Source organism: Pseudomonas sp. NPDC098740 (assembly GCF_044760065.1).
GTDB classification, from domain to species: Bacteria; Pseudomonadota; Gammaproteobacteria; order Pseudomonadales; family Pseudomonadaceae; genus Aquipseudomonas; species Aquipseudomonas rossensis.
Genome location: NZ_JBIWAM010000006.1, coordinates 222,558 through 245,260, shown reverse-complemented (window position 1 = coordinate 245,260; position 22,703 = coordinate 222,558). Strand labels below are relative to the sequence as shown.

Annotated in this window: 16 protein-coding genes; all 16 read right to left on the bottom strand. The window is 60.2% G+C overall.

The window, feature by feature from the left end:
- Positions 1–27: 27 nt before the first annotated feature.
- The 16 genes from ACIQU2_RS10255 to flgH all read right to left on the bottom strand — a co-directional run bounded on the left by ACIQU2_RS10255 (position 28) and on the right by flgH (position 22,695).
- Positions 28–2,964: a TIGR00180 family glycosyltransferase gene (locus ACIQU2_RS10255; RefSeq protein WP_403140311.1), complete on the bottom strand. Its 2,937-nt coding sequence runs from the start codon at positions 2,962–2,964 to the stop codon at positions 28–30.
- A 51-nt stretch (positions 2,965–3,015) separates the two neighbouring features.
- Positions 3,016–3,753 (bottom strand): cephalosporin hydroxylase family protein, encoded by a 738-nt coding sequence (locus tag ACIQU2_RS10250; protein WP_347803238.1) that lies wholly within the window; start codon positions 3,751–3,753, stop codon positions 3,016–3,018.
- Positions 3,754–3,770: 17 nt separating this feature from the next.
- Positions 3,771–4,841 (bottom strand): class I SAM-dependent methyltransferase, encoded by a 1,071-nt coding sequence (locus tag ACIQU2_RS10245; protein WP_347803237.1) that lies wholly within the window; start codon positions 4,839–4,841, stop codon positions 3,771–3,773.
- Complete coding sequence (locus tag ACIQU2_RS10240) at positions 4,831–5,688, bottom strand: NAD(P)-dependent oxidoreductase (RefSeq protein ID WP_347803236.1); 858 nt, start codon at positions 5,686–5,688, stop codon at positions 4,831–4,833. Before ACIQU2_RS10240 ends, ACIQU2_RS10245 begins: the two co-directional genes overlap by 11 nt.
- Positions 5,685–6,911: a methyltransferase domain-containing protein gene (locus ACIQU2_RS10235; RefSeq protein ID WP_403140309.1), complete on the bottom strand. Its 1,227-nt coding sequence runs from the start codon at positions 6,909–6,911 to the stop codon at positions 5,685–5,687. Before ACIQU2_RS10235 ends, ACIQU2_RS10240 begins: the two co-directional genes overlap by 4 nt.
- Positions 6,908–7,468 carry a dTDP-4-dehydrorhamnose 3,5-epimerase gene (locus tag ACIQU2_RS10230; RefSeq protein ID WP_347803234.1) on the bottom strand — a complete coding sequence of 187 codons (561 nt, stop codon included), beginning with the start codon at positions 7,466–7,468 and terminating at the stop codon, positions 6,908–6,910. Before ACIQU2_RS10230 ends, ACIQU2_RS10235 begins: the two co-directional genes overlap by 4 nt.
- The gene (gene rfbG / locus ACIQU2_RS10225; RefSeq protein WP_347803233.1) at positions 7,465–8,547 is read right to left on the bottom strand and encodes a CDP-glucose 4,6-dehydratase; all 1,083 of its coding nucleotides are present in this window, start codon (positions 8,545–8,547) and stop codon (positions 7,465–7,467) included. The genes ACIQU2_RS10230 and rfbG overlap by 4 nt, the downstream gene beginning before the upstream one ends.
- The gene (gene rfbF / locus ACIQU2_RS10220; protein WP_347803232.1) at positions 8,529–9,302 is read right to left on the bottom strand and encodes a glucose-1-phosphate cytidylyltransferase; all 774 of its coding nucleotides are present in this window, start codon (positions 9,300–9,302) and stop codon (positions 8,529–8,531) included. The genes rfbG and rfbF overlap by 19 nt, the downstream gene beginning before the upstream one ends.
- A 293-nt stretch (positions 9,303–9,595) precedes the next feature.
- Positions 9,596–10,645 carry a calcium-binding protein gene (locus ACIQU2_RS10215; protein ID WP_403140306.1) on the bottom strand — a complete coding sequence of 350 codons (1,050 nt, stop codon included), beginning with the start codon at positions 10,643–10,645 and terminating at the stop codon, positions 9,596–9,598.
- Positions 10,548–12,038 (bottom strand): calcium-binding protein, encoded by a 1,491-nt coding sequence (locus tag ACIQU2_RS10210; protein ID WP_403140304.1) that lies wholly within the window; start codon positions 12,036–12,038, stop codon positions 10,548–10,550. The genes ACIQU2_RS10215 and ACIQU2_RS10210 overlap by 98 nt, the downstream gene beginning before the upstream one ends.
- Positions 12,039–12,238: 200 nt before the next feature.
- Positions 12,239–15,811: a glycosyltransferase gene (locus ACIQU2_RS10205; RefSeq protein WP_403140303.1), complete on the bottom strand. Its 3,573-nt coding sequence runs from the start codon at positions 15,809–15,811 to the stop codon at positions 12,239–12,241.
- Between the two features lie 93 nt (positions 15,812–15,904).
- Positions 15,905–17,470, bottom strand: coding sequence for a flagellar hook-associated protein 3 (locus ACIQU2_RS10200; RefSeq protein WP_347803929.1), 1,566 nt, complete (start codon positions 17,468–17,470; stop codon positions 15,905–15,907).
- 13 nt (positions 17,471–17,483) lie between these two features.
- A complete protein-coding gene (flgK, locus tag ACIQU2_RS10195) occupies positions 17,484–19,550 on the bottom strand; it encodes a flagellar hook-associated protein FlgK (RefSeq protein ID WP_403140300.1) in 2,067 nt (688 codons plus the stop codon).
- Between the two features lie 23 nt (positions 19,551–19,573).
- Positions 19,574–20,872 carry a flagellar assembly peptidoglycan hydrolase FlgJ gene (flgJ, locus tag ACIQU2_RS10190; protein ID WP_347803927.1) on the bottom strand — a complete coding sequence of 433 codons (1,299 nt, stop codon included), beginning with the start codon at positions 20,870–20,872 and terminating at the stop codon, positions 19,574–19,576.
- A gap of 11 nt (positions 20,873–20,883) precedes the next feature.
- A complete protein-coding gene (locus tag ACIQU2_RS10185) occupies positions 20,884–21,972 on the bottom strand; it encodes a flagellar basal body P-ring protein FlgI (RefSeq protein ID WP_403140394.1) in 1,089 nt (362 codons plus the stop codon).
- A gap of 27 nt (positions 21,973–21,999) precedes the next feature.
- Positions 22,000–22,695 carry a flagellar basal body L-ring protein FlgH gene (gene flgH, locus ACIQU2_RS10180; RefSeq protein WP_403140298.1) on the bottom strand — a complete coding sequence of 232 codons (696 nt, stop codon included), beginning with the start codon at positions 22,693–22,695 and terminating at the stop codon, positions 22,000–22,002.
- Positions 22,696–22,703: the final 8 nt, after the last annotated feature.

Here is a 22,703-nt window from a genome sequence, read left to right as displayed (position 1 = left end):
TTGAGTCCTTTTACCTGTCAGCCAGGCTTATGCGAGCAACTGCGCCCAGTTCACGCTGGTCGGTTCGCTGAGAGTAAAGCCCTTGCCGGTCAAGGCCAGGTTCTGGTTGTAGGCCGAGTCCTGTTCGAAGCGTGCCTGCCACTTGTCGCGCAGAGCGGCACGAGCCTGGGTTGCCTCAGGCAGCACGCCCGGGTGCAGCAATTGCGCTTGTGGCGTCCAGACAGTCAGGTAACCGGCATCGGCGACTTTCAGGCACAGGTCGATATCGCCAAAAGCTTCGTCGAAATGCTCTTCGTCCAGACCGCCCACCGCTTCGAACACGTCCTTGCGAATCATCAGACAGGCACCGGACACCGCCGAATAGTTCTGCTCGACCTGATGGCCGTTCATATAGCCCTTGGCGTCCTTACGTTCATCGACAAAGACCGAGCCGATCTCGCCATTCAAACCAAGGACCAGACCGGCCTGGGTGGTGACGCCACGAATGTCCATCAGTTTGGCGCCAACGATGCCGACTTCCGGACGCTGGGCCTGGTTGAGCATGGCGTCGAGCCAATTGGCATTGACCACTTCAGACTCTGCCGACAGCAACACCAGGTAGCTCCCCTTGGCCTCGGCACAGGCAACATTGTTCAGCGCCGAAGCACTCAGGCGCTGACCGCTGCGCACTACACGAAGACGATCGCCCTTGCCTTCAAGGCTGCTCAGCCAGGTTGCCAGTTCTTCGGATTGGCTATGGTTGTCGGCAATCAGCACTTCGTGACGCTGATAACGGGTACGTTGCAGCACACTGACCAGCGCCCGTTGCAGCGATTCAAGGTTGTCCTGGCTCTGGAGGATGATCGACACCAGTGGCCGTTCGGCGTGTTGATAGTCGATCTGATACGTCAGCGGCAGCGTCGAGCTGACCTGAGCGCGATAGCCGCGCGCTGCCAGAGACCGAGTCAGCACCTGACGTTCCTGAGCGCTGGATTCTTCTACCGGGGCATTGCAAATCAGCAAGGGTTCGGCCAGATGCGCCAGCCCTGCCAGGCCACCGTCCTCGATCAGGCGCAGCAACAGATCGAACTCCAGAGCCTGGGGGTACTCGGTCGAGAAACCTTTGGCCTGAGCCAACACATCACGCTGGATCAACCAGTGGCGCGCCATCAGCGACGGCACGGTTTGCAGCAGGTCGAGGTTGACCCCGGGGCGGAATACATCCGCCAGAGCACCGTTGGCCTGACGCTGAAGCTCGTCCATTGCCACCGCACGAACGCCCTCGGCGCCGGTCAGCTCAAGGCTAGCGCGCAGCAAACCGCTGGCAGTGAACTGATCACCGGACTCGGCCAGCAACAGCCAATCGGCGGTGGACTGGGCGACGATCTGGTTGATGCGCTCCACATAATTGGTTGTGGTGACTTTGACAAAGTGCACGGTGTCGCGCACGGATGTCGTCGCCGGTAAATCACCTGTGGTGAACACCACCAGGTTGAACGCCTTGCAGTGGCCACCGACCAAACTGTCGAAGGTCGCCTGCAACTTGACCATGTCGGCATCCAGATCCAGCAACAGGATGCCGAACTGAGGACCGCCATTATGCGTGGCCAGCTGTGCAGCGATCGCCTTGAGCTGCGCGGCATCCGGGTTGCGCGCTTCGAGCCAGTTCAGCAAGCGGCCGGATGGCATGTTCTCGAACAGTCGGCGGTCTTGCTGACCCGGTAAAGCGTTCAGTCGCTCGGCCCAGGCTTGCAGCTTGAGGTCTTCTTGCGGCTCGTCACTGTCTTTCAATGACTCCGCCAGGCGCTTGACCACCGCGCGGTTGAACACGTTCAGGCTCAAGGCCTCCCACAACCGGCTACGCACGGTGCGGTCGGTGTCGTTGGGGTGAACGCGCATCAACTCATGCTGCTTGAGCAGGATGCCTTCCAGTTCCTGAAGTTGCAGGCGACCGGCAGGCATGGCGTGCAGCAGGAATTCGAACTCGGTCAGCAGATCGAACACCGGTTTGTTGTAGAACGGCATTTCGACGAATTGCTCGGGGCCGAATGAACGAATCGGCTCTTCCCCCGCCTCGCGCCATGCAGAGCGAATAATCATGGTGCCTTTGAGCGAGCGACCTTCGATCAGGCAATCGGCCATGGCGGTAAAACTGTCCAGGGCGATTTGTTTGACCCGGGCCGGATCCTTGTTGTCGCTGAGTGGCGTCGGGATCGAGGCCAGGAATTCGGCAAACTGCTCGCGCTCGGCAACGCTTTTGGCATCTTTGAATGTCAGCACCGTCAATACGTTGGTGTTGTGGTCCGAGGCGCCATAGTTCATTTCCCGCACGGCGAACGGAATCGGCAGGATCCGCGCCTTCGCGCAGGCCAGCAAGTAGAAGGTGTGGCCGATTTCCTGCCATTCGAAACCGGTACCTGCTGGCAGCAGGCTGTACCACTGTTGCAGCAGATCGGTACGGGTGACCGCATAGAACGGCGGCAGAAAATTGTCCATGAACCGCACCACACGGTCTTCGGCCTGCTCCGAGTTGTAATCCTCATGAACCTTGCGGTCGCGACGGAAGTAGTTCACTTCAGTGGCCCGAGTCAGGTACATGATCCCGTAGCCATGACACAGGCCGTAGTCGGGGTTGGCTTCGAGAAACTCCACCGACTCGGTCAGTGCGCGGTGCAGCAGGAAGTCGTCATCGGCGGCGAACACCATGTAAGGCGTGGTGACCTGATTGACGCCGTAGGTGAGTTTTTCCTGCAGCCCCTTGTAGGTGTATTGCGGCAAGTGGCGATAGTCGACCGACGGGAAGTCCCGGGCCATGCTTTCGTCACCCTCAGCGGACGAGTCCAGAACCAGAATCGTGCAGGGATAGCTACTGTAGTACTGCAAGGTGCGCCGCAGGAACGCGTTCCGGTTGTGGGAAATCACCACCACCGTAAACCGCTCGTTCAGTGGTGCAACGTTGTTTTTAGCACTGTTTTGAACCTGCATCTTTCTATCCCCACAACCGACCAATCGCCAAGAACCTGAAACCACTTTTAATTAACGAACGCGACGCAGATAGCCGTCCGGCGCCACGGTGATCAGCAGTTTGTTTTGCATCTGCCGGTCGATTTCAAAGTCCTTGTTCTCTTCCAGGTACTTCCATACCGCAGTTTTCGGGTTGTCGCCCGGGCCCCATGGACGATCCGGGAAGAAGTCGGCCGGCATGTCTTCAACCACGGTGTCCATGACCACGCAGTAGCTGTCCACCGAGACCAACGGCGCGTACAGGCGCAGCTCTTCGAGTACGTGGTCGTGGGTGTGGTTGGAGTCGAGCACCAGAATGACTTTTTTGCCTTCGGCAGCGGCACGCACTTGTTCGGCGATGGCCGGATCGATGCTCGAACCCTCGATCATCGAAATGCGCTTGCTCATCGGATGGCTCTCGATGGCTTCGCGGTTGTGCGGACGAATGTCGAGGTCGATGCCCAACACTTCACCGTGACCTTGCAGCTCCAGCAGCGATGCGTAGTAGATGATCGAACCGCCATGGGCGATACCGCATTCGATCACCAGGTCCGGTTTGACCTGCCAGATGATCTCTTGCATGGCCATCATGTCTTGCGGCAGCTGGATGATCGGACGGCCCATCCACGAGAAGTGGTAGCTGTATTTGTGCTTGGCCGATTCGTTGAAGAACTCCTGGGCCAAGCCGGTGAGTTTCTGGTCGTCACCTTGCTGGGCGATCTGTTCCCGGCATTCCGCTTCGAAGGCTTTGTTGATGCTGTTGTCGGTCATTTGAAAATTCTCAATGGTCACTGGAACGAAGCGCTGTCGACGGCGTGATAGACGTAGCGTCCACCGGTCATCCGCTTGATCTCTTCGAGGTAGTTGGAGTTCATCACAAACAGATGGGCGCCTTCAGGCAGAGCATCCATGGCCTCTTGTGGAGAGGACACCCGCACGCCGCTCAGCGGCAGATAACGACCCTGCTTGGCCGGATTGATATCCACCACACGATCCACCGCCACACCGGCCCGTTGCAGAAACAGCGAATAGATCACGCCTTTGGACGACGCGCCCCAGATCGCCGAACCTTGTTCGGGTGCGGCCTGAATGATCTGAACGGCACGGTCGAGGCTGGCGGTGAAACCTTCGGGCAGGTCCAGGCGCGGTACCGGTTGCTCCGGGGTCAGGCGCAAGGTCGAAAGGTCGGCAACGATGTACAGGTACTGGCCACCGAACAGGTGACCGGCCTCATGCACGGTGCCGAACATTCGGCGCAGGTCGTCGAGGCGGAAGTAATTGACGTGCTCGTAGAACAGGTCGAACCAGGCGCGATGTTCGAGGATCCAGTCCAGGCACGGAACTTCGACGTAGATCTGTCCGCCCTGATTGGCCTCGGCCATCTCGGCGAGGAAGCTCACCGGATCCTGAATGTGTTCGAGCACATGACGCAGCACGATGGCATCCGCCGCCAGACCCAGCCCGCGAGTGAACGGGGCCTTGATCACGTCGACATTGTTGCCTTCGTAGGCCGGGTCGATGCCGGTGATGGCATAGCCCAGGCCTTTCAAGAGCTCGAGGAAGTAGCCTTTGCCGCAGCCGACTTCGATTAGCTCCCGGCCCTTGAAGTGCCGGGCAATGATCCCTTCGACATCGCTCAGGTGCTTCTGGAACTGGCCCGAATGCGCCTGCTCGTTCTGGTAATCGGCGTCGTAGCTGAGCAAGTCGGCATCGAAGGCCTGGTTGAAGATCAACCCGCTCTGCTCATCCTGTACCAACACCATGTCGGCAGAGGCCGAAGCCCTGGCCGATTGCGGGTCGGCGAAGGTGCGATTCTGCAACACCGGCAGATCGGCGACCCGATACAACTCATGCCTCATGCTCTGCTCCCAGTAGCTGTTGCAAGCGGTCCGCCACGCCCCAGAACGCCATCGGTTCATGGATCGGGTATGGGTAGTGACCGAGGTTCAAACTGATCGATGCGTTACGTTCACGCAGCCGCTGCTCGACCAGCGCCCGGACCGAAACTGGCTGACCGCTGGAACAATTGATCACGCCATTGAAGTCCCGCTGTTGCAGGATCGCCGCGAGGTATCCAGCGGCCGTATCGATCGCCAGGTAATCGCGCAATTGTTCACCGGCCGACATGTTGAACGTGTCGTCCCCGGCATTGATCGCCCGGTCCAGCGCCGCCAGCAAACTGTTGGGGTTCTGTCCGGTGCCGTGCAGGTAAAACAGCCGCGCCCATTGCAAGGTGAACGGCTTCTCGCGCTGCAGGACTTCGAGGAACAAGCGCAGGGTGTTTTTCGCCAAACCGTAAGGATTGCTCGGCTGCGGCACACTTTGTTCATCGAGCGGCCCACTCTGCATGCCGTATTCGAAACACGTCCCGGTGACCAGCACCTGCGCCACACCCGCCTCGACCGCGTCCTTGATGAACCGGTAGTCGGCCATCAGGTTGTGCTCGAAGTGAAACAGCGCCTGATAGTTCGGCAATCCTGGCCAGGCAAGATGCGCCAAGGCATCGACGCCATCGGTCAGCGCGGCGAGGTCCAGGTCGGCGGCATGAATATCCGCCGCCACGAACTCCACGGCGTTGATCCACGGCAGTTGCGCAGCGGTCTCGGCGTTACGCGCCACGGCCCGGACCTCGCAGCCACGGGCGAGCAAGGCCGCGACCAGATGTCGGCCGACGAATCCGGTGGCACCGGTCACGAGTACTTTCACAGTACGGTCAACTCAGGCACGGCGATCACGAATCGGCCATCCCACTGCCGTACCTGCGCCAGTTGCTGACTGACTTCGTGCAGCAAATTCCACGGCAGTACCAGCACGTAATCCGGTTTCTCGATGTCGATCTGCGCCGGCGAAACGATCGGAATGCGACTGCCCGGCAGGTACTTGCCCTGCTTGTGCGGGTTGGCATCGGCGACCCAGACCAGCAAGTCCGGTTTGACCCCGGCGTAGTTGAGCAAGGTGTTGCCCTTGGCGGCGGCGCCGTACCCGACCACACGCTTGCCGTCGGCTTTCGCCTGCAACAGGAAGCGCAGCAGTTCGTGTTTGATGCGTTCGGCGGCGGGCGCGAGGGTTGCGTAGTACTCGGGGTCTTTCACACCGGCATCGAGCTCGGCTTGCAGTTGCTGTTGAACCGCTGGCTGGACTTCGCGGCGCACACCGTCGACGCGCTGGACGAACACGCGCAGTGAACCACCGTGGGTCGAGAGCTGGCTGACATCGAACACTTCCAGACCATTGCGCTCGCACAGCGTCTGCACGGCAGTCAGGGACAGGTAGGAATAGTGCTCGTGATACAGCGTGTCGAATTGCTGCCCGGCCATCAGCGTCAGCAATTGCGGAAACTCGAACGTCGCCACGCCCGTCGGCTTAAGCAAGGTCGCGAAACCACCGAGGAAATCATTGATGTCCGGCACGTGGGCCAACACGTTGTTGGCGGCCATCAGGTCGGCGTCCCAGCCTTCGGTGTTCAGCTGCGAAGCGGTGTCGCGACCGAAGAACAGCTCGCGGATATCCAGGCCTTTTTCCCGTGCGGCTTGCGCGGTGCTGCGGGTCGGCTCGACGCCCAGACAAGGGATGCCGCGCCCGGCCACGTACTGCAACAGGTAACCGTCGTTGGCGGCAATTTCCACTACGCGGCTTTCAGCCGTCAGGTCGAAACGCTCGACCATCTCGGCCACATAGCGCTCGGCATGGGCCAGCCAGGTGCTGGAAAACGAACTGAAATAAGCGTACTCGGCGTCGAACAGGCTGTCGGCACTGGTGTAATCCTCGGTCTGCACCAGCCAGCACTGCTGACACACCGCAACCTTCAACGGCACCCATTGCTCGGCTTGTTCCAGCTGATCGGCGCGCACGTAGGCGTTGGACGGCGGCGAAGTGCCCAGATCAATCAGCGACAAAGCCAGCGGAGTTCCGCAACCACGGCAGTTCATACTCGCACTCCAGCGAAGTGTTCATCGAGCAAGGGATGGCTGGAATCCCTGGCCGACAGATTATTGACAGGCAACGGCCAGGCAATCGCCAGCCGTGGATCGCTCACCGACAAACCACCCTCGTGCGCAGGCGTGTAATCAGCGCTGTGCAGGTAAAGCAATTCGGCGTCATCGGTGAGGGTCTGGAAACCATGGGCAAAACCGGCCGGGATCAACAGGCTGCGGCCGTCGTCGGCCCGCAGGTGTTCGGCGTGCCAGTGCAGGAAGGTCTCCGAGTCAGGGCGCAAATCCACCGCCACATCCCAGACTTCACCGCGCAGGCAGGTGATCAGCTTGGCTTCCGGGGCGCTGGCGCTCTGATAATGCAGACCCCGCACACTGCCCCGCTCACGGGTGCAGGAATGGTTGATCTGGCGGATATGAAACGGCTGGCCGAAGGCGCTGAGGCTGCCTTCGCAGAACAGCCGAGCGAAGTGCCCGCGCTCATCTTCGAAGCGTTTGTGCTGCACGCTGAACAGTCCGGCCAGCGGCAATGACTTCAACAGAAACTCGCTCACAGCGCGCCTCGGTACAGGTTCAACTGGCCCAATGTAATGGCGCGCATGTCGTCGCCGTTTTGCCACGCCAGGTGCCAATCGAGGGTATGAGTCAGGCACTGCTGCAACGACCAGCGCGGCTTCCAGGCCAGCCGTTGACGGGCGCTGCTGCTGTCCAGACGCAACAGACCGGCCTCATGAAAATCGCTCGGTTCGATGCGCAACCCGCGCGCTTGTGGCCAGCGGTTGGCGAGCAGTTCGACCACTTCGCCGACGCTGCACATGTCGGCTTCGCTCGGGCCAAAGTTCCAGGCGCCGGCAAACTCGGGACCTTTTTCATAGAGGCCGGCGGCCAATTGCAGGTAACCGGCCAATGGCTCCAGGGCGTGTTGCCACGGGCGTACGGCTTGCGGGTAACGCAGGGTCACCGGTTCATCCGCCGACCAGGCCTTGAGCACATCAGGGATCAAGCGTTCCGGCGCGAAGTCACCACCGCCCAGCACATTGCCGGCCCGGGCCGTGCCCAATGCCAGACCGTGTTCGGCATAGCGCTCGGCCGGGAAAAACGAAGCAGCATAGGACTGGGCCAGCAACTCGCAGCAGGCCTTGCTGCTGCTGTAAGGATCATGTCCGCCAAGGGCTTCATCTTCGCGGTATGGCCACAGCCATTCCTTGTTCGCGTAAACCTTGTCGGTCGTCACCAACACGCAGGCTCGTACGCTCCCGACCTGACGGATCGCTTCGAGCAGATTGAGCGTGCCCATGACGTTGCTGGAGTAAGTCCCCAGTGGGTCGCGATAGCCTTCGCGCACCAGCGGCTGGGCCGCCAGGTGCAGGACGATTTCCGGCTGCGCTTCGGCGATCAGTTCCAGCAAGGCGCCGAGATCACGCAGGTCGCCGCGCTGATCGTTGATGCCCTCGTGTACCCGGGCCAGTTCGAACAGGCTCGGTTCGGTCGATGGATCAAGCGAAAATCCGCTGACCTCGGCACCGAGGCTTTGCAGCCACAGGGTCAGCCAACTGCCCTTGAAACCGGTATGGCCGGTCAGCAGAACGCGTTTGCCGCGCCAGAATCCGGTACTCAGCCCCATTGTTTCCATGGGGCCTCCCCGCTCTGCCACAGCGCTTCGAGGTAGTTCTTGTCGCGCAGAGTGTCCATCGGGTGCCAGAAGCCTTCATGCTCGAAGGCTTTCAATTGTTCGTCCTGAGCCAGACGGGCCAATGGCTCGACTTCCCAAGTGGTGTCATCACCGCCAATGTACGAGAGCACTTTCGGCGAAAGCACAAAGAAACCGCCATTGATCCAGCCACCGTCACCACGGGGTTTCTCGGTAAAACCGAGCACCTGATCGCCGTGACGCTCCAGGGCACCGTAACGGCCCGGCGGTTGTACGGCGGTGACGGTCGCCAGACGACCGTGGGCGATGTGGTAGTCCACCAGTTGACGGATATTGATATCGGAGACGCCGTCGCCGTAGGTAAAACAGAAGGCCTCTTCATCCTTGAGGTAACGGCCGGCGCGCAGCAAGCGGCCACCGGTCATGGTTTCCTCGCCGGTGTCGATGAGGGTGACGCTCCACGGTTCGCTGTAGTTCTGATGCACGTCCATACGGTTGTTGCGCATGTCGAAGGTGACGTCGGAAGTGTGCAGGAAGTAGTTGGCGAAGAAGTCCTTGATTGCGTAGCCCTTGTAGCCAAGGCAGATCACGAAGTCATGAATCCCGTGGGCGGAATACTGCTTCATGATGTGCCAAAGAATTGGCTTGCCGCCGATCTCGATCATCGGCTTAGGCTTGAGGTGCGACTCTTCGCTGATGCGCGTGCCCAGGCCACCCGCCAGAATTACTGCCTTCATCGTCTCCCCTCTTGTTCTTCACAGAGCTCGGCCAAGCTATTTCAAGCTTTTGCGGGCTGTCTGGCTAAAACGCTCTGCCGTGTCAGGCGCTGTCGTACCGGCCGCAAGCGCTCGTTTTATGGCGATATGAAGGGGACTTGCAGGAAACGCGCCAGCTCGGCAGGCCCCGCGTCGTCGGCGTAATCAGACGTGAAAAAGGAGATGAGCCCGGTCAACAGAAACCAGAGTCATCCCCTTCAGCGGCGTATCAAGCCTTCAATCTGGACTCAGGATCGAGGCATTGAACTCCGGGATCATCCAAACATGGCAAACGCATCACTGTTGGCCGGCAGATTGATGATCTGTCCGTCCGCCGTCTGGACTTGCTCGATGGTATTGGAGCCGGCAAACCAGTCCTCGAGCTGCACGCCGTTGTCCGGAACCTCCCCGGAATTGAAATGCCACTTGTGCAGAAAGAGGTCATCACCGACACGATCAACCAGCAATTCGGCACTGCTGATGTACGACAGCACTATTTTGTCGGAGCGGCTGGTGCCATCGTCCTGGATCGTCACCAACGCCGAGGTGTTGACGTTGTAGGTATCGTCATCCTCGCCACCAAAGGCCGACCCGCTGGCTTGCAGCACCAGTTTGTCATCGCCAGCACCGCCAAACAGCGAGAAACCGGAGCCCGTGCCGGTCAGCAGGTCGCCACCGTCCCCACCGTCGGCCATGCCATGAATCACTGTGATAACGTCGCCCCCCGCTTCACCATAGGCCTGGCTACCCTCGTCATTGGCAGCGGTGACGATGGTGTCGTTGCCATTGCCGCCATACAACGTATCAGCCTGCGGCCCATTGGCCACTCCACCGAGGGTGAAAGGCCCGATCGGGGAAACCAGCCCGCCATAGATGTAATCATTGCCGTCGCCACCGTAGATGACATCGTCACCCACCCCGCCTTCCAGATAGTTGGCGTTGGCATCACCCGTCAAGGTGTCATTGAAGTGACTGCCCATCAGCCGCTCGATGTTGACCAGCACGTCACCTTGTGCTTCGCCGCCCTGGTTGACGTTGGTCTGCAAGTTCACCGTGACGCCTGTTGCACTGGTGATGTACCAGGCACTGTCCTGACCGTCGCGGCCATCGATCACATCTGCACCGGCACCGCCGATAAAAATTTCACCAAACCGAGAACCTGACATCGCGTCATCGAAGTTACTGCCCTGGAAGACCTCTATACCGGTGAAGGTGTCGCCTACAGCATCACCGGTATTGACATTGCTGGTCAGGTCGATGATCACGGCGCTGTCCGACAGCTCGTAACTTGCCAGGTCTTGCCCGAGGGCACCATCCAGCCCCATGGCGGCGCCCCCGCCGTAGAAGATGTCGTTTCAGGTTGGTACCGCGAACAGTCTCTATTCCGACATAGGTATCACCGGCGGCAATGCCGGAGTGACTACCCGTCATCAGGTTGATGGCGACCGCGACCGGGCTGTCGTTCAGATAAGAGACGACGTCCATGCCGCCGCCCCCAATGAACTGGTCGGCGCCGCCACCGCCATAAAGCACATCGTTACCCGCACCGCCGATGATGAGGTTATCGATGGCATTACCGTAACCGGTGAAATTGCCGGTGCCGGTGTAAGTCAGCTTTTCAATGAACGGGTCCAGGGTCGCCGTCGGCGCACTGCTGCGCAGCTCATCGTAGCCACCGTTGTCCTGTTCAATAACCTTCACCCCGGTGGTGGCAAAGATGTAGACATCATCCCCTGCGCCACCTTCGAAAGTGACTGTCGGACCACCTGAAACCGTATTGGCAATAGTGGTGCTGAAGGTGTCGTTGAACGCCGTGCCAATCACCTTCTCGATATTGAGCAAGGTATCGCCTTCGGCATCACCGCCAATGCCGGGCTTGCCCGTACCGGCGCGGATATCGACGTTGATCGCGGCCGCTGAACCAGAGTAGTCCACGGTGTCGAAACCGCCGGCGCCGTCGAAACCGATGACTCGACCATCCGCGACAAAACGGTCGTCGTAGTTCGAACCACGGATCACTTCGATATCGGTATAGGTGTCGCCCACCGCAATCCCGGTGTTCACACCGGTTCTCAGATCCACCGTCACGCCGACCTTGCTATCGATATAGCTGGCCATGTCCAGGCCGGCGCCGCCGATCAACTGGTCGGCACCGCCGCCGCCAATCAGCACGTCATTGCCCGCGCCGCCGACGATCATGTTGTCGCCGGCATTGCCGGTGCCGGTGAAACTGCCGGTGCCGATGTAAGTCAGCTTTTCAATGAACGGGTCCAGGGTCGCCGTCGGCGCACTGCTGCGCAGCTCATCGTAGCCACCGTTGTCCTGTTCAATAACCTTCACCCCGGTGGTGGCAAAGATGTAGACATCATCCCCTGCGCCACCTTCGAAAGTGACTGTCGGACCACCTGAAACCGTATTGGCAATAGTGGTGCTGAAGGTGTCGTTGAACGCCGTGCCGATCACCTTCTCGATATTGAGCAAGGTATCGCCTTCGGCATCACCGCCGATGCCGGGCTTGCCCGTACCGGCGCGAATGTCGACATTGACTGCCGCACCGGAGACCGAATAATCCACCGTATCGAACCCTGTGCCACCGTCCAGTTTGTCGGCACCGGCACTTCCCTTGATCACATCATCACCACCCAGGGCATTGATCTCATCATCCCCACCGGTACCTGTCAGCGTATCCACGCCGTTTGTCCCGTTTATCACTGCCATTTCGACTTCTTCCTTGCCATGTTGTTGAACCAGATACCTGCAGAAAACGGCGCCCGGCGAGCGTCGTCACATCCTCGTTTCAATAATGTTTATCCCGACGCTTTCGGCAAATCCAACTCGAACTGGAGAAGAAAAATCACCTTGGAATAAAAAACAGGCGACATAAAGTCGCCTGTTTTCAAGGGATGGGTCGAAGCCAATCAGTCCGGCAACCAGCCCCACAACCAGTGATTGAGGTTGTCGCCACGCAACATGAAATCGCGGTGCACCGCCTCCTTCAGTTCATCGCCCATACGGTAACTGGCGTCCGGGTCGGCCAGGTGCATGCGGATCGCCTGCAGCCATTCGTCGGTGCTGTTGCTATAGACCTTGGTGCATGGCAAGTGGCCGCGGTAGGCCTCGGTGTCGGTGCAGATCACCGGGTAACCACAGGCGCCATACTCCAGCAAGCGCAGGTTGCTTTTGCAGTCGTTGAAGATATGGAATTCCAGCGGTGCCAGCGCCAGATCGAGGTTCAGGCTGGCCAGTTTGAACGGGTAGCTCTGCAAGCCGATGGTGGAGTGAAACTCGTGAACATACGGGCGCAAGGCGTCAGGGCACATGCCGAAGAATACCCACTCGACCTCGTTCGCCAGCTCGCGCACGACCTCGGCAATGATCTCCAGGTCACCGGTATGGCTGGTGCCGCCACCCCAGCCGACTCGTGGTTTGCTAGAGGTGCGACGACGACTGCTCAGCGTCGCCCATGGGTCCGGCGACAGCATGTTCGGTACCACGCGGATCTCGCTGTGCATGCTCGACAAGGCATCTGCCAGCGGTTGAGTGGTGACCACCACGCGGTCGCACAGGCCGATGCCTTCACGCAACATTTGCTCGGTGTTGACCGGCATGTTACGGGCGTGGGTATTTTTCTTCGGCGCACTGACGACGTAATCGTCGAGTTCGAAAATCCGCAGCGCACTGGAATACTTTTTCATCCGCAGAATGTCGCCGGCTGCGCCTTCGCTATAACGCCCTTGCAGAATGATCGTGTCCGGAGACAGACGCTCGATCTCCACGGTCGAGGGCGACTCATAGGCCACCCGCGCGATCACCCGCCCGACCGCTTCAAGCTCGGCCAGCGGCGCGGTCACCCGGTAGTGGCCGACGGCGCTGCTGTTGACCGGTAGACCGAGAATCAACGGCAAGGCGCGGGTGCAGAACGGACTCCAGTTATTGCGCAGCGTTGGTTCCAGACTGAAGCTGGACCCCCCAAGACTCAGCGCCGGGCTGTAGGCCGGATCCTTGGCGATCTTCGGCAGCCATTTGCGATAGAAGATTTCCTGTTCATGCTCGCGCAGCGCCAATGTCGAAGGCGACGTCGGCGATACATCTTGCGGCACCCACACCACGTTGGCGTAAGGCGTCCAGACCACCAGATAACCATCCTTGCTCGCCCGCAAACACAAGTCGACGTCGCTGAGGCCCTGGGTGAAGGTCGCTTCATCGAACTGCTCTAGCTCATCGAACACTTGCTTGCGCACCATCAGGCAGTGATTACTCACCGCGCTCCAGTTCTGGGTCACGTGCAAACGCTGCATGTAGCCGCGAGAGCCGGCCGCCTCGCCATGAAACGGCGAACCGACCGGCCCGGCCAGGCCAAGAATCAACCCGGCACTGACGATCGATCCCTCGGGGCTAAGGATGCGGGCCCCGACCACACCCACTTCCGGCCGCCGGGCGTGATTAAGCAATTCGTCCAGCCAGTCGCTGTCGCAGATTACCGTCTGCGCACTGAGCAGCAGCAAGTATTCGCCATGCGCCAGGCTCGCGGCGAAGTTGCGAATCGCCCCGTCGTTGGCGTCACCGGCGTAACGCAGTACTCGCAGCATCGCGGCGCCCAACTGCGCCATCGCCTCCAGCCAATCGAGCATCGCCGGGTCGTCACTGCCGCTGTCGACGATCAGGATTTCGTATTGGCTGTAAGCCGTGCGCTCGATCAAGCCTTCGATACACCGCTGCAAGGCGTACAGCGAATCGCCGGTCTGGATGATGATCGACACCAGCGGACGCGCCCCATGGAGGTAGTCGATACGGTTGATCAACGGCAACGCTTCCTGCCGGATCGCGTGCGCCACACCAATACGATCCAGGTGCGCGCTGACCGTGCCGGCGTTGTTCTCGATCACTTCGGGCAACGATAACCAGGCGGCGAAAGACTGACTCGACTCCACCTGGATTTCGGCGATGTGCTCGATGGTTTGCGGCCCGGCCTCTTCCACCAGACGCCATAACAGATCGTGCGGCGCCAGCTCACCGTGAGCCGAATCGAAACCGCCCAGCGCCATGAAGCGCTGCCGCTCAAAGGCCAGGGTTCGGCCGACGTAGGGATAGGCGCGCATCAGATCGAGGTTGAAATCGGGTTTGAACACCGGGTCGACCGACTCACCATCGACCAGCGCGCCCTCGTCGCTGTAGGCACAGAGAATGCCTGCCGAACCCGCAATGCGTTCGGCCAGGATCAGCAGAGCCGACTCGCGCAAGGTGTCGCCAGCATGAAGCAGATAAAACCAGTGGGCACCTTCCAGTTGCGGTACCACCGCGTTGAGCTGTTGCGCCCAATCAGCCTGGAACGGCAACTGCACCACGCGATCGTCGGCCACACACAAGGCATCAGAGAGCACCACCACTGCTTGCGGCGTGTAAAGCTGACGGCTGATGCTTTGCAACGTAGTGTTCAGCGCAGCACTGTCAGCGCCGCTATCGATCACGATCGGCACGATCTGCGGACGGAACGCCCAGCTGTCGATGCGCTGCGGCAAGAGCCGTTGCTCGACATCGGAGAACCTGCGGATCGCCAGCCATTCGCGATAGAAATCGGCGTAGCTTTCGCTCTCCCCGCCCACCCGGCCATTCACCACCGTGTTGCGGTTGCCTAGGATGCGCACCACGCACAACTCTTCCCAGGCGTGGGGCTGGTCGGTGATTTTGGCCAGTTCGATGTAGCGCACCCAACCCGATGCCGGTGCCGATTCACCGCTGCGCGCCGCCAGCATCTGCGAAAGCCAGCTCCACTCCATGGCCGCGGCCTTGACCATTTCCGGGGTTTTGCTCAGACGCTCCGGGTACAAACGTTCGGTACTCAGCACAGTGCTCAGCGACACCAGATTGCCACGACGCATCAAACACACAAACAAGGCGAAATCGAGCATGGCGACGAAACCGGCGCCTTCCTGAATCAGCGCCGGCAACAGCTCCAGCACGTCAGCGCGACGCATCAGGGTCGAACTGAAATTGCCGAGGAAATTCTTCGGCGTGCCTTCGAAGATCGCCAGCATGTCATCGCCCTTGAGCAAGGCGTCGTTCGGTGAGAACCGACAGTTGTCGACCCGTGGCGGCAGGATGAAATTACCGGCATCGCTGAGCATCCGCAGGGCAAACACCACATTCACGTCTGCGTGGTCGATCAACACCTGCGCCTGCAAGGCAACGCTCGGTGAAAACAGACGGTCGTCGTCGCACAGCACTTTGATGAACTCGCCCCGGGCTTCTTCGACGCAACGCAATACGTTCTTCTGCAAGCCCAGACGCTGCGGATTACGCAAGTAGCGAACCGGGTGAGCCGGCTCGATGAAGGCCTCGACAACATCGCGGATCTCGTCGCTGGACGAATCGTCACAGATGACGATCTCGATGTTCTCGTAGGTCTGGGCGAGTGCGCTTTCCAATGCCTGACTGAAGAAGCGCGGGTTGAAGGCAGGGATGACGATACTGACAAGGGGGCGTTGATTCACGGCGGAAAACTCTCGAGCGGCGGGCCTCGACCCTTTCAGGCAGAGGCCCCGGAACCGCTTAAAAAGACGGTTAGCAGCCCGGCAGGCGCAAACTCAGACCTTGTTGAACAAGCCCAACTGAGCAATCTTGCTGAAGGCCAATTGCGAGGCTTGCAGCATGGTTTGCTGCAAGGTCAGACGGGTCATCACCTCAGCCGGATCGGAATCACGTATCGACGATTGGGTCTGGGCATTGGCCAGCTTCAGGCTCTGGTTGGTATCGCTCTGGGTGTCCAGGGCAGCACCGCGTCCACCGACTGAACTCAAGGCGCTGGACAACTGATCGGTACCGCTGGCCAGGTTGGCAATGCCCGAAGCCAATGACGCCTGCAATTTCTGAGTGGCGATCGGGCTACCGTTGGTTGGCGTATTCAGTGCGGTTTTCAACTGGCTCACGGTGTCCAGAATGTTCTGGGTTTCGTGAGTGTTGACCGCGATGCTGAACTGATCGTTGGCAGCTGGCGTACCGCTCAGGGTGAAGCTCACACCCGATGCGGTGGCGACGCTGCCGGCCATGGTCCCGGTAGACACCGGCTTGCTGTTGGCGGTCAAAGGCGCTGCGTACAGTTCGAAGTCGGTGGCGCTGGTGAACTTCATGACCGCCGAGCCGGTCGGGAAACTGGCGTGGTAGTTGACCGGGTTGGTGATGCTGCTGCCGGTGACTTGCGCCGTCGACGGGTTGCCTGGACTGCGGGTGGCGGTGAATGTGTCAGGCTTGGCTGCCAGCGTAAAGCTGTGACCCGGCAACACTGTAGCCGCGGTTTCACCGGCGCCCAGATTGATATTCAGGGTCAGCTCGACACCTCGGAAAGTGACGGCCTGGCCGGATTTGGTGGAAGGATCGAACGCACCGCCCTGACTGGCTTCGGCGGTCACGTCGTTGCCGGCCGAGTCGGTAATTTTCAACTGCGTGCCGCTGACGAAAGCAACGGTGTATGGCTCGCCGCTGCGGAACTTGTTGTTGTAGGTTACGCCCGACGACACCTGGCCGTTGGACAACACCACTCGACCATCATCCACCGCCGGTGCAGTCATGGTGACCTGGCTACGGCTGGTGTTGATCGCTTGCTGGAACGCGTCCCAACCGGTGCTATTGGTGGCCATCGACATGGTGTCGCCGATCGCCAGGTCAAGGGTTACCTGGTCACCGTTGTAGCTGTAGGTCCCGTCGTTGTTACGCGTGAACGGCACGGTGTCGCCCTTGGAACCAGCGAAGATGTATTTGCCGTTTTCGTCCTTGCTGTTCATCAGGCTCAGCAATTGCTCTTCGATCTGCCCCAACTCCGAAGCGTTGGCCTGACGGTCGGCATCGGTGTAACCGGCGCTGCCCGCACCAACGGCCAGTTCCCTGGCGCGCTGCAAGACGTTGCCGATGCTAGTCATCACCGCTTCGGCGGTACCGAGCGTCGCCTTGATGGTCGTGGCGTTGGACTCGTACTGATCAAGCATCGAAGCCTGCTGACCCAATTGCAACAGACGCGAGGCGCCAACCGGATCATCAGCAGCCGTGTTCACGCGAACCAGGCTGCTGGCCTCTTCGCTGCTCTTGACCACGTTGGCGAAGTTCTTCTGATAGTTCGCAGCCGAGGACTCGTAAAACTGGGCGGTAGAAATGCGCATGGGCTACGACTCCTTAAATGCTGTTGATCAGTGTGCTGAAGATTTCCTGCGCAGCCTTGATGATCTGCGAAGAGGCGGTGTAGTACTGTTGATACTTGACCAGGTTGCCGGTTTCCTCATCGAGGTCGACACCCGAAAGCGAGTCGCGCGCACCTTTGGCGTTCGCCAGGATGGCTGAGGTCGCGGCGCTGTCGAGCTTGCCCTGGGCGGCCTTGGAGCCAACGCCTTCGACCAGTTTGCCGTAAGCGTCGTTCAGGGAAATACCTTTGCTGGCGGAGCCGGTGTCCACGGTCTGCGCGGTCTGCAAGCCGGCCAGTGTGGTGCCGTTACGGTTGTCCAGGCTGCCCGGCTGACTAAGCGAGACGTTGATCCCGGCGCCGTTGCTGGGGGAGCCGGCGATGGTCATGCTGAAGGCCGCGGTGTACTGAGTGGCAGGCGCAGGCGGGATCGGCGCGCCCGTGGCATCCTTGAGCGGAATGCTCAGGTTCAGGGTGTTGCTCTCACCTGGCTTGATGGTGCCGCTGCTGATCAACCCGCCCTTGGCATCCAGGAACTGGTAGGTCTGGCTGGTGCCGTCGGCGGACACCGCACCAAATACCACCTTGGTCGGCGTGGAGTTTTTCAGGCCGTTTTGCATCGCGGTTTTGGTGGCCGCGTCGTAGATATCGAATTGGGTGGTCAGGGTCGGTTGGCCGCTGGCCGGAATGGTCAGGGTGCCATTGCCGCTGCCGCTCGCCGCAATGGCAGCGCCCAACGGTGCCGCAATGGCCAGACGTTTGGAGTCGGTCATCTCGGTCTTGATGTTGGCGGCCGCGTTACGGGTCGGGGTGATCTTGAAGGTATCGCCTGCAGCCGCGGTGCCACCGGTTAGCTTCAAGGAAAAACCGTCGATCACCGGCGCAGGTGTGGTCGCCGTGTTGAAGCTGCCCATAGACGTATTGTCTGGCAGGCGCTGCACGGTGTAGTCGGTGGCGCTAGTGAACGTCACTTTGTAATCGTTGATGGTCAGCTTGCCAGTGTCTTCGATGCTGACATCGAAGTTGCCCGAGCCCACGCTGTTATTGCCGGAGGCGATGCTGCGCTGAGCCATCTGCGCGGCACTGTTGATGCTGTTGAACAGGTTCGAACCGAAGTCACCGTTCTTGTCGATGCCCTGGGCCTGGATGCTGTTCATCTGATCGGCGACGACCAGAGCGACGCGACCCAGTTCATTCATGGCAGGGTCCAGCACGGTGCTGCGATAACGCAGCAAACCCCCGATTTCGCCACCGGTCATGATCGACGTGATATCGATGGTGCTCGAACCACGATTGAGTTGCAGAGACAAGCGGTTCGGGTCGTCTTTGCCCGGCACGACTTCGAGTTTGTTGACGGTGTTGCCCATGACCAGCGGCTGGCCGCTGCCCAGATAGATATCGACGTTACCTTCGCGTTCGACGATCTGCGCGCCGGTAAAGGTCGAGAGCTGGCGTACGGTCTCGTTACGGGCGTCGAGCAGCTCGTTCGGCATGCCGCCGGCGCTGGAAATCTCGGAAATTTTCTGGTTCAACTGCGCCACGGTGGCGGCCAGTTTGTTGACCTGATCGGCCATGTTCGTCAGGTTGCCATTGATGTTCGCATTCTGCGCGTTCAACTGGCTGGACACCGAATTGAAACGGTTGCTCAAGGCCTGGGCATCGCTGAGCAGCAACTGGCGTGAAGCGTCGTCACCCGGCTTGGCGTTGACGTTCTGTACCGAGGCGAAGAACTTGGTCAGTGCGCCGTTCAGGCCGGTGCCGCTGTCCGACAGCAGTTTGTCCAGCGGCGTGACCTGGCCCAGGTACGCGGCCGAATCACTGTTGAGCGACGTGGTGGTCTGCAGTTGGGCGTCAAGGTAGCTGTTGTACACCCGGCGCACATCGGCCAGCGTCGTACCAGTGCCGATGTAGACATTGCCGAACTGCTGCGAGGCTTTGGTGCCCTGCACGGTCTGCTGACGCGAGTAACCCGCGGTATCGACGTTGGCGATGTTGTTACCCGTAGTCATCAACGACGATTGGCTGGCTGACAGCCCCGACATCCCGATGTTGAGCAAACTCATGGTTCAGACCTTATAGCTTATGCCTATAGAGGCGTGGTGGTAGCGCCCGCCGCAGCGTAGTTCTGGTAACTCGTCATCTGCTTGGCTATCTGCGAAATCTTGCTTGCGTAGTCCGGGTCGGTTGCGTAACCGGCCTTTTGCAACTCGCGCACAAACTGTTCTGGGTTATCGGCCGACTTCACAACATCTTGATAGCGATTGTTGGTTTGCAGCAGCGTCACAAGGTCATGGAAGCTGTCCTTGTAAGAGTCATAGGAACGGAACTGAGCCGTCTCCTTGACCATCTCGCCGTTCCTGAATTCGCTGGTGATTGCCCGCGCCGATTCGCCTTTCCAACTGTTGCCAGCCTTGATGCCAAACAGGTTGTGACTGCTGCTGCCATCCTGGGCGCGCATGACCGATTTGCCCCAACCGGTTTCCAGGGCGGCCTGGGCCACCAGGTAACGCGGATCGACACCAATGCGTTCGGCGGCCTCTTTGGCCATTGGCAGCATGGTGTTGACGAATTCGTCGGCGGAACTGAACGCTTTCTTCGCCGGTGCCAGCGGTATTTGCGCCATGGCACGGCCATAAACCTGCAGGCGCCCGCTGGATGTCGCATCCGTTTGCGAAGCCAGCCAATCGCCGTTGTACAGGGGACCGGCACCGGTCTTGGTGCTCTGCGGCATTTGGATGTTGTTCTGCGCCGTCGTGACGGTCGCGGCAGTGGTCGATGCCGACGGCACCAGCCCTGCGAGCAAGCGGTCGGCCAGTTTCGGCGGCAGCGCCAGACGTCGCTGATTGATCAGCGCCATATCATTGCGATGAGTGCCCTCGCCCGCACTTGCCGACTTCACCGAGCGCGAAGCCCACAACGGACGCTCGCCATTGAGGCGCGACAGCGGCCCGTTGGTGGCGACCGTACCGGCGGCAATCGGGGTTTCCACGGCGGCTTTCGCGGCAGCTTGCTTGGCGGCTGACGCGGCAGCGGCCTCGCCCGGGGCCAGCGGTTTGTTCTTCGACATCTGACGCATCAGCACGTCAGCCAGACCAATACCACCACCCTCGCGGGACATGGAAACGGCCAACTGCTGGTCGTACATTTCCTGGTATTGCTTGGCTGCCGGCGTGTTGAGCGGATTGTCCTGACCCAGCGCGTCGGTGGCCGAGCGCATGGACTTGAGCATTTCACCGAGGAACAGCGACTCGAATTCCTGCGCAACCTTGCGCATGTTCGCGTCACTGTCCTTGTCGCCGACCTTGAGCTGGTTCAAGCGATTCAGGTCCGAATAGGAACCCGAATCGTTGCTGCTGACCCCCAATCCGCCCTTGCGCATATCCATGGTCGCCGTCCTCAGATCACGATCAGGTCGGCTTGCAACGCGCCGGCCTGTTTCAGTGCTTCGAGGATGGCCATCAAGTCACCCGGTGCCGCGCCGACCTGGTTCACCGCACGCACGATTTCGTCGAGGGTGGTACCCGGACCGAACTTGAACATCGGCTTGGCTTCCTGCTGGGCGTTGACCCGCGAGCGCGGCACGACCGCCGTCTGCCCATTGGACAGAGGGCCGGGCTGGCTGACGATCGGGTCTTCGGTGATGGTCACGGTCAGGCTGCCATGGGTCACGGCGGCCGGGGAAACCTTGACGTTTTGGCCGATCACGATGGTGCCGGTCCGCGAGTTGATAATGACTTTCGCCACCGCCTGACCCGGGTCGACTTCAAGGTTCTCGATGATCGACAAATAGTCGACGCGCTGACTCGGATCAAGTGGCGCACTGACGCGAATCGAACCGCCGTCGATGGCCTGGGCAACGCCAGGGCCGAGCATGTTGTTGATCTTGTCGACGATGCGCTTGGCCGTGGTGAAGTCCGAACGGTTGAGGTTCAGCGTCAGGCTGTTGCCCTGGTTGAAACCGCTCGGCACCGAACGCTCAACCGACGCACCGCCCGGGATACGACCGGCCGACGGAACGTTGACGGTGATCTTCGAACCGTCACGACCTTCGGCGTCGAAACCGCCGACCACCAGGTTGCCCTGAGCGACCGCATAGACGTTGCCGTCGATACCCTTCAGCGGCGTCAGCAGCAAGGTGCCGCCGCGCAGGCTCTTGGAGTTACCGATGGACGATACGGTGATGTCGACCTGCTGACCCGGCTTGGCGAACGCCGGCAAATCAGCACTGATCGACACCGCCGCGACGTTCTTCAATTGCACGTTGCCCGAACCCGGCGGCACCTTGATGCCGAACTGCGAGAGCATGTTGTTGAACGTCTGCAGGGTGAACGGGGTTTGCGTCGTCTGGTCACCGGTGCCGTTAAGTCCGACCACCAGGCCGTAGCCGATCAATTGGTTGGAACGCACGCCGGAAATACTGGCGATATCCTTCAGCCGCTCGGCTTGAGCACCGAAGGCTGCGCTCATCAGGAACGCAGCCACCATCAGGTGTTTGAAATTCAACGTAGCCACCTAGAAAGGGAACAGCGGGCTGAGGAAGAAACGGTCGAACCAGCCTGGCTGACTCGCATCGGCAAATGCACCGGTGCCCGAATAGGTGATACGCGCATCGGCGACACGGGTCGACGACACAGTGTTGTCGGTGGCGATGTCATCGGCGCGAACAAGTCCGGCAATCCGCACCAGCTCATCGCCGGTGTTGAGGGTCAGCCACTTCTCGCCGCGCACGGCGATGATGCCGTTGGGCAACACGTCCGCGACGGTCACGGTGATAGAACCGGTCAGGCTGTTGCTCTGCCCGGACTTGCTGTCGCCCTTGGTCGCGCGGTCGCCTTCGTAACCGACGTCCAGACTCAGGCTACCGCTGCCCACTGGATCACTGGTGCTCAGGCCACCACCGAAAAACGAGCTCAGACCGATGTCGGTCTTGCTGTTCTTGGCGGTTTGCGAGTTAGCGTTTTTGCTGGCCTGGGTGCGTTCGTTCAGGGTGATGGTGATGATGTCGCCCACCCGGAATGCCTTGCGGTCGCTGTACAGGTTCTGTTCGAAACCGGCCTGGTAGATCGAGCCGTTATTGGCGGCAGCCGGCAGCGGTGTGCGCGGCAACACCGGGGCGTAGTAAGGGTCATTGGGCTTGGGCGGCGGGGCAACGCAGCCCGCGAGCACGACGGCCCCACTCAGTGCCAGAACAGATACGAAGTGATTCATGACCCTAC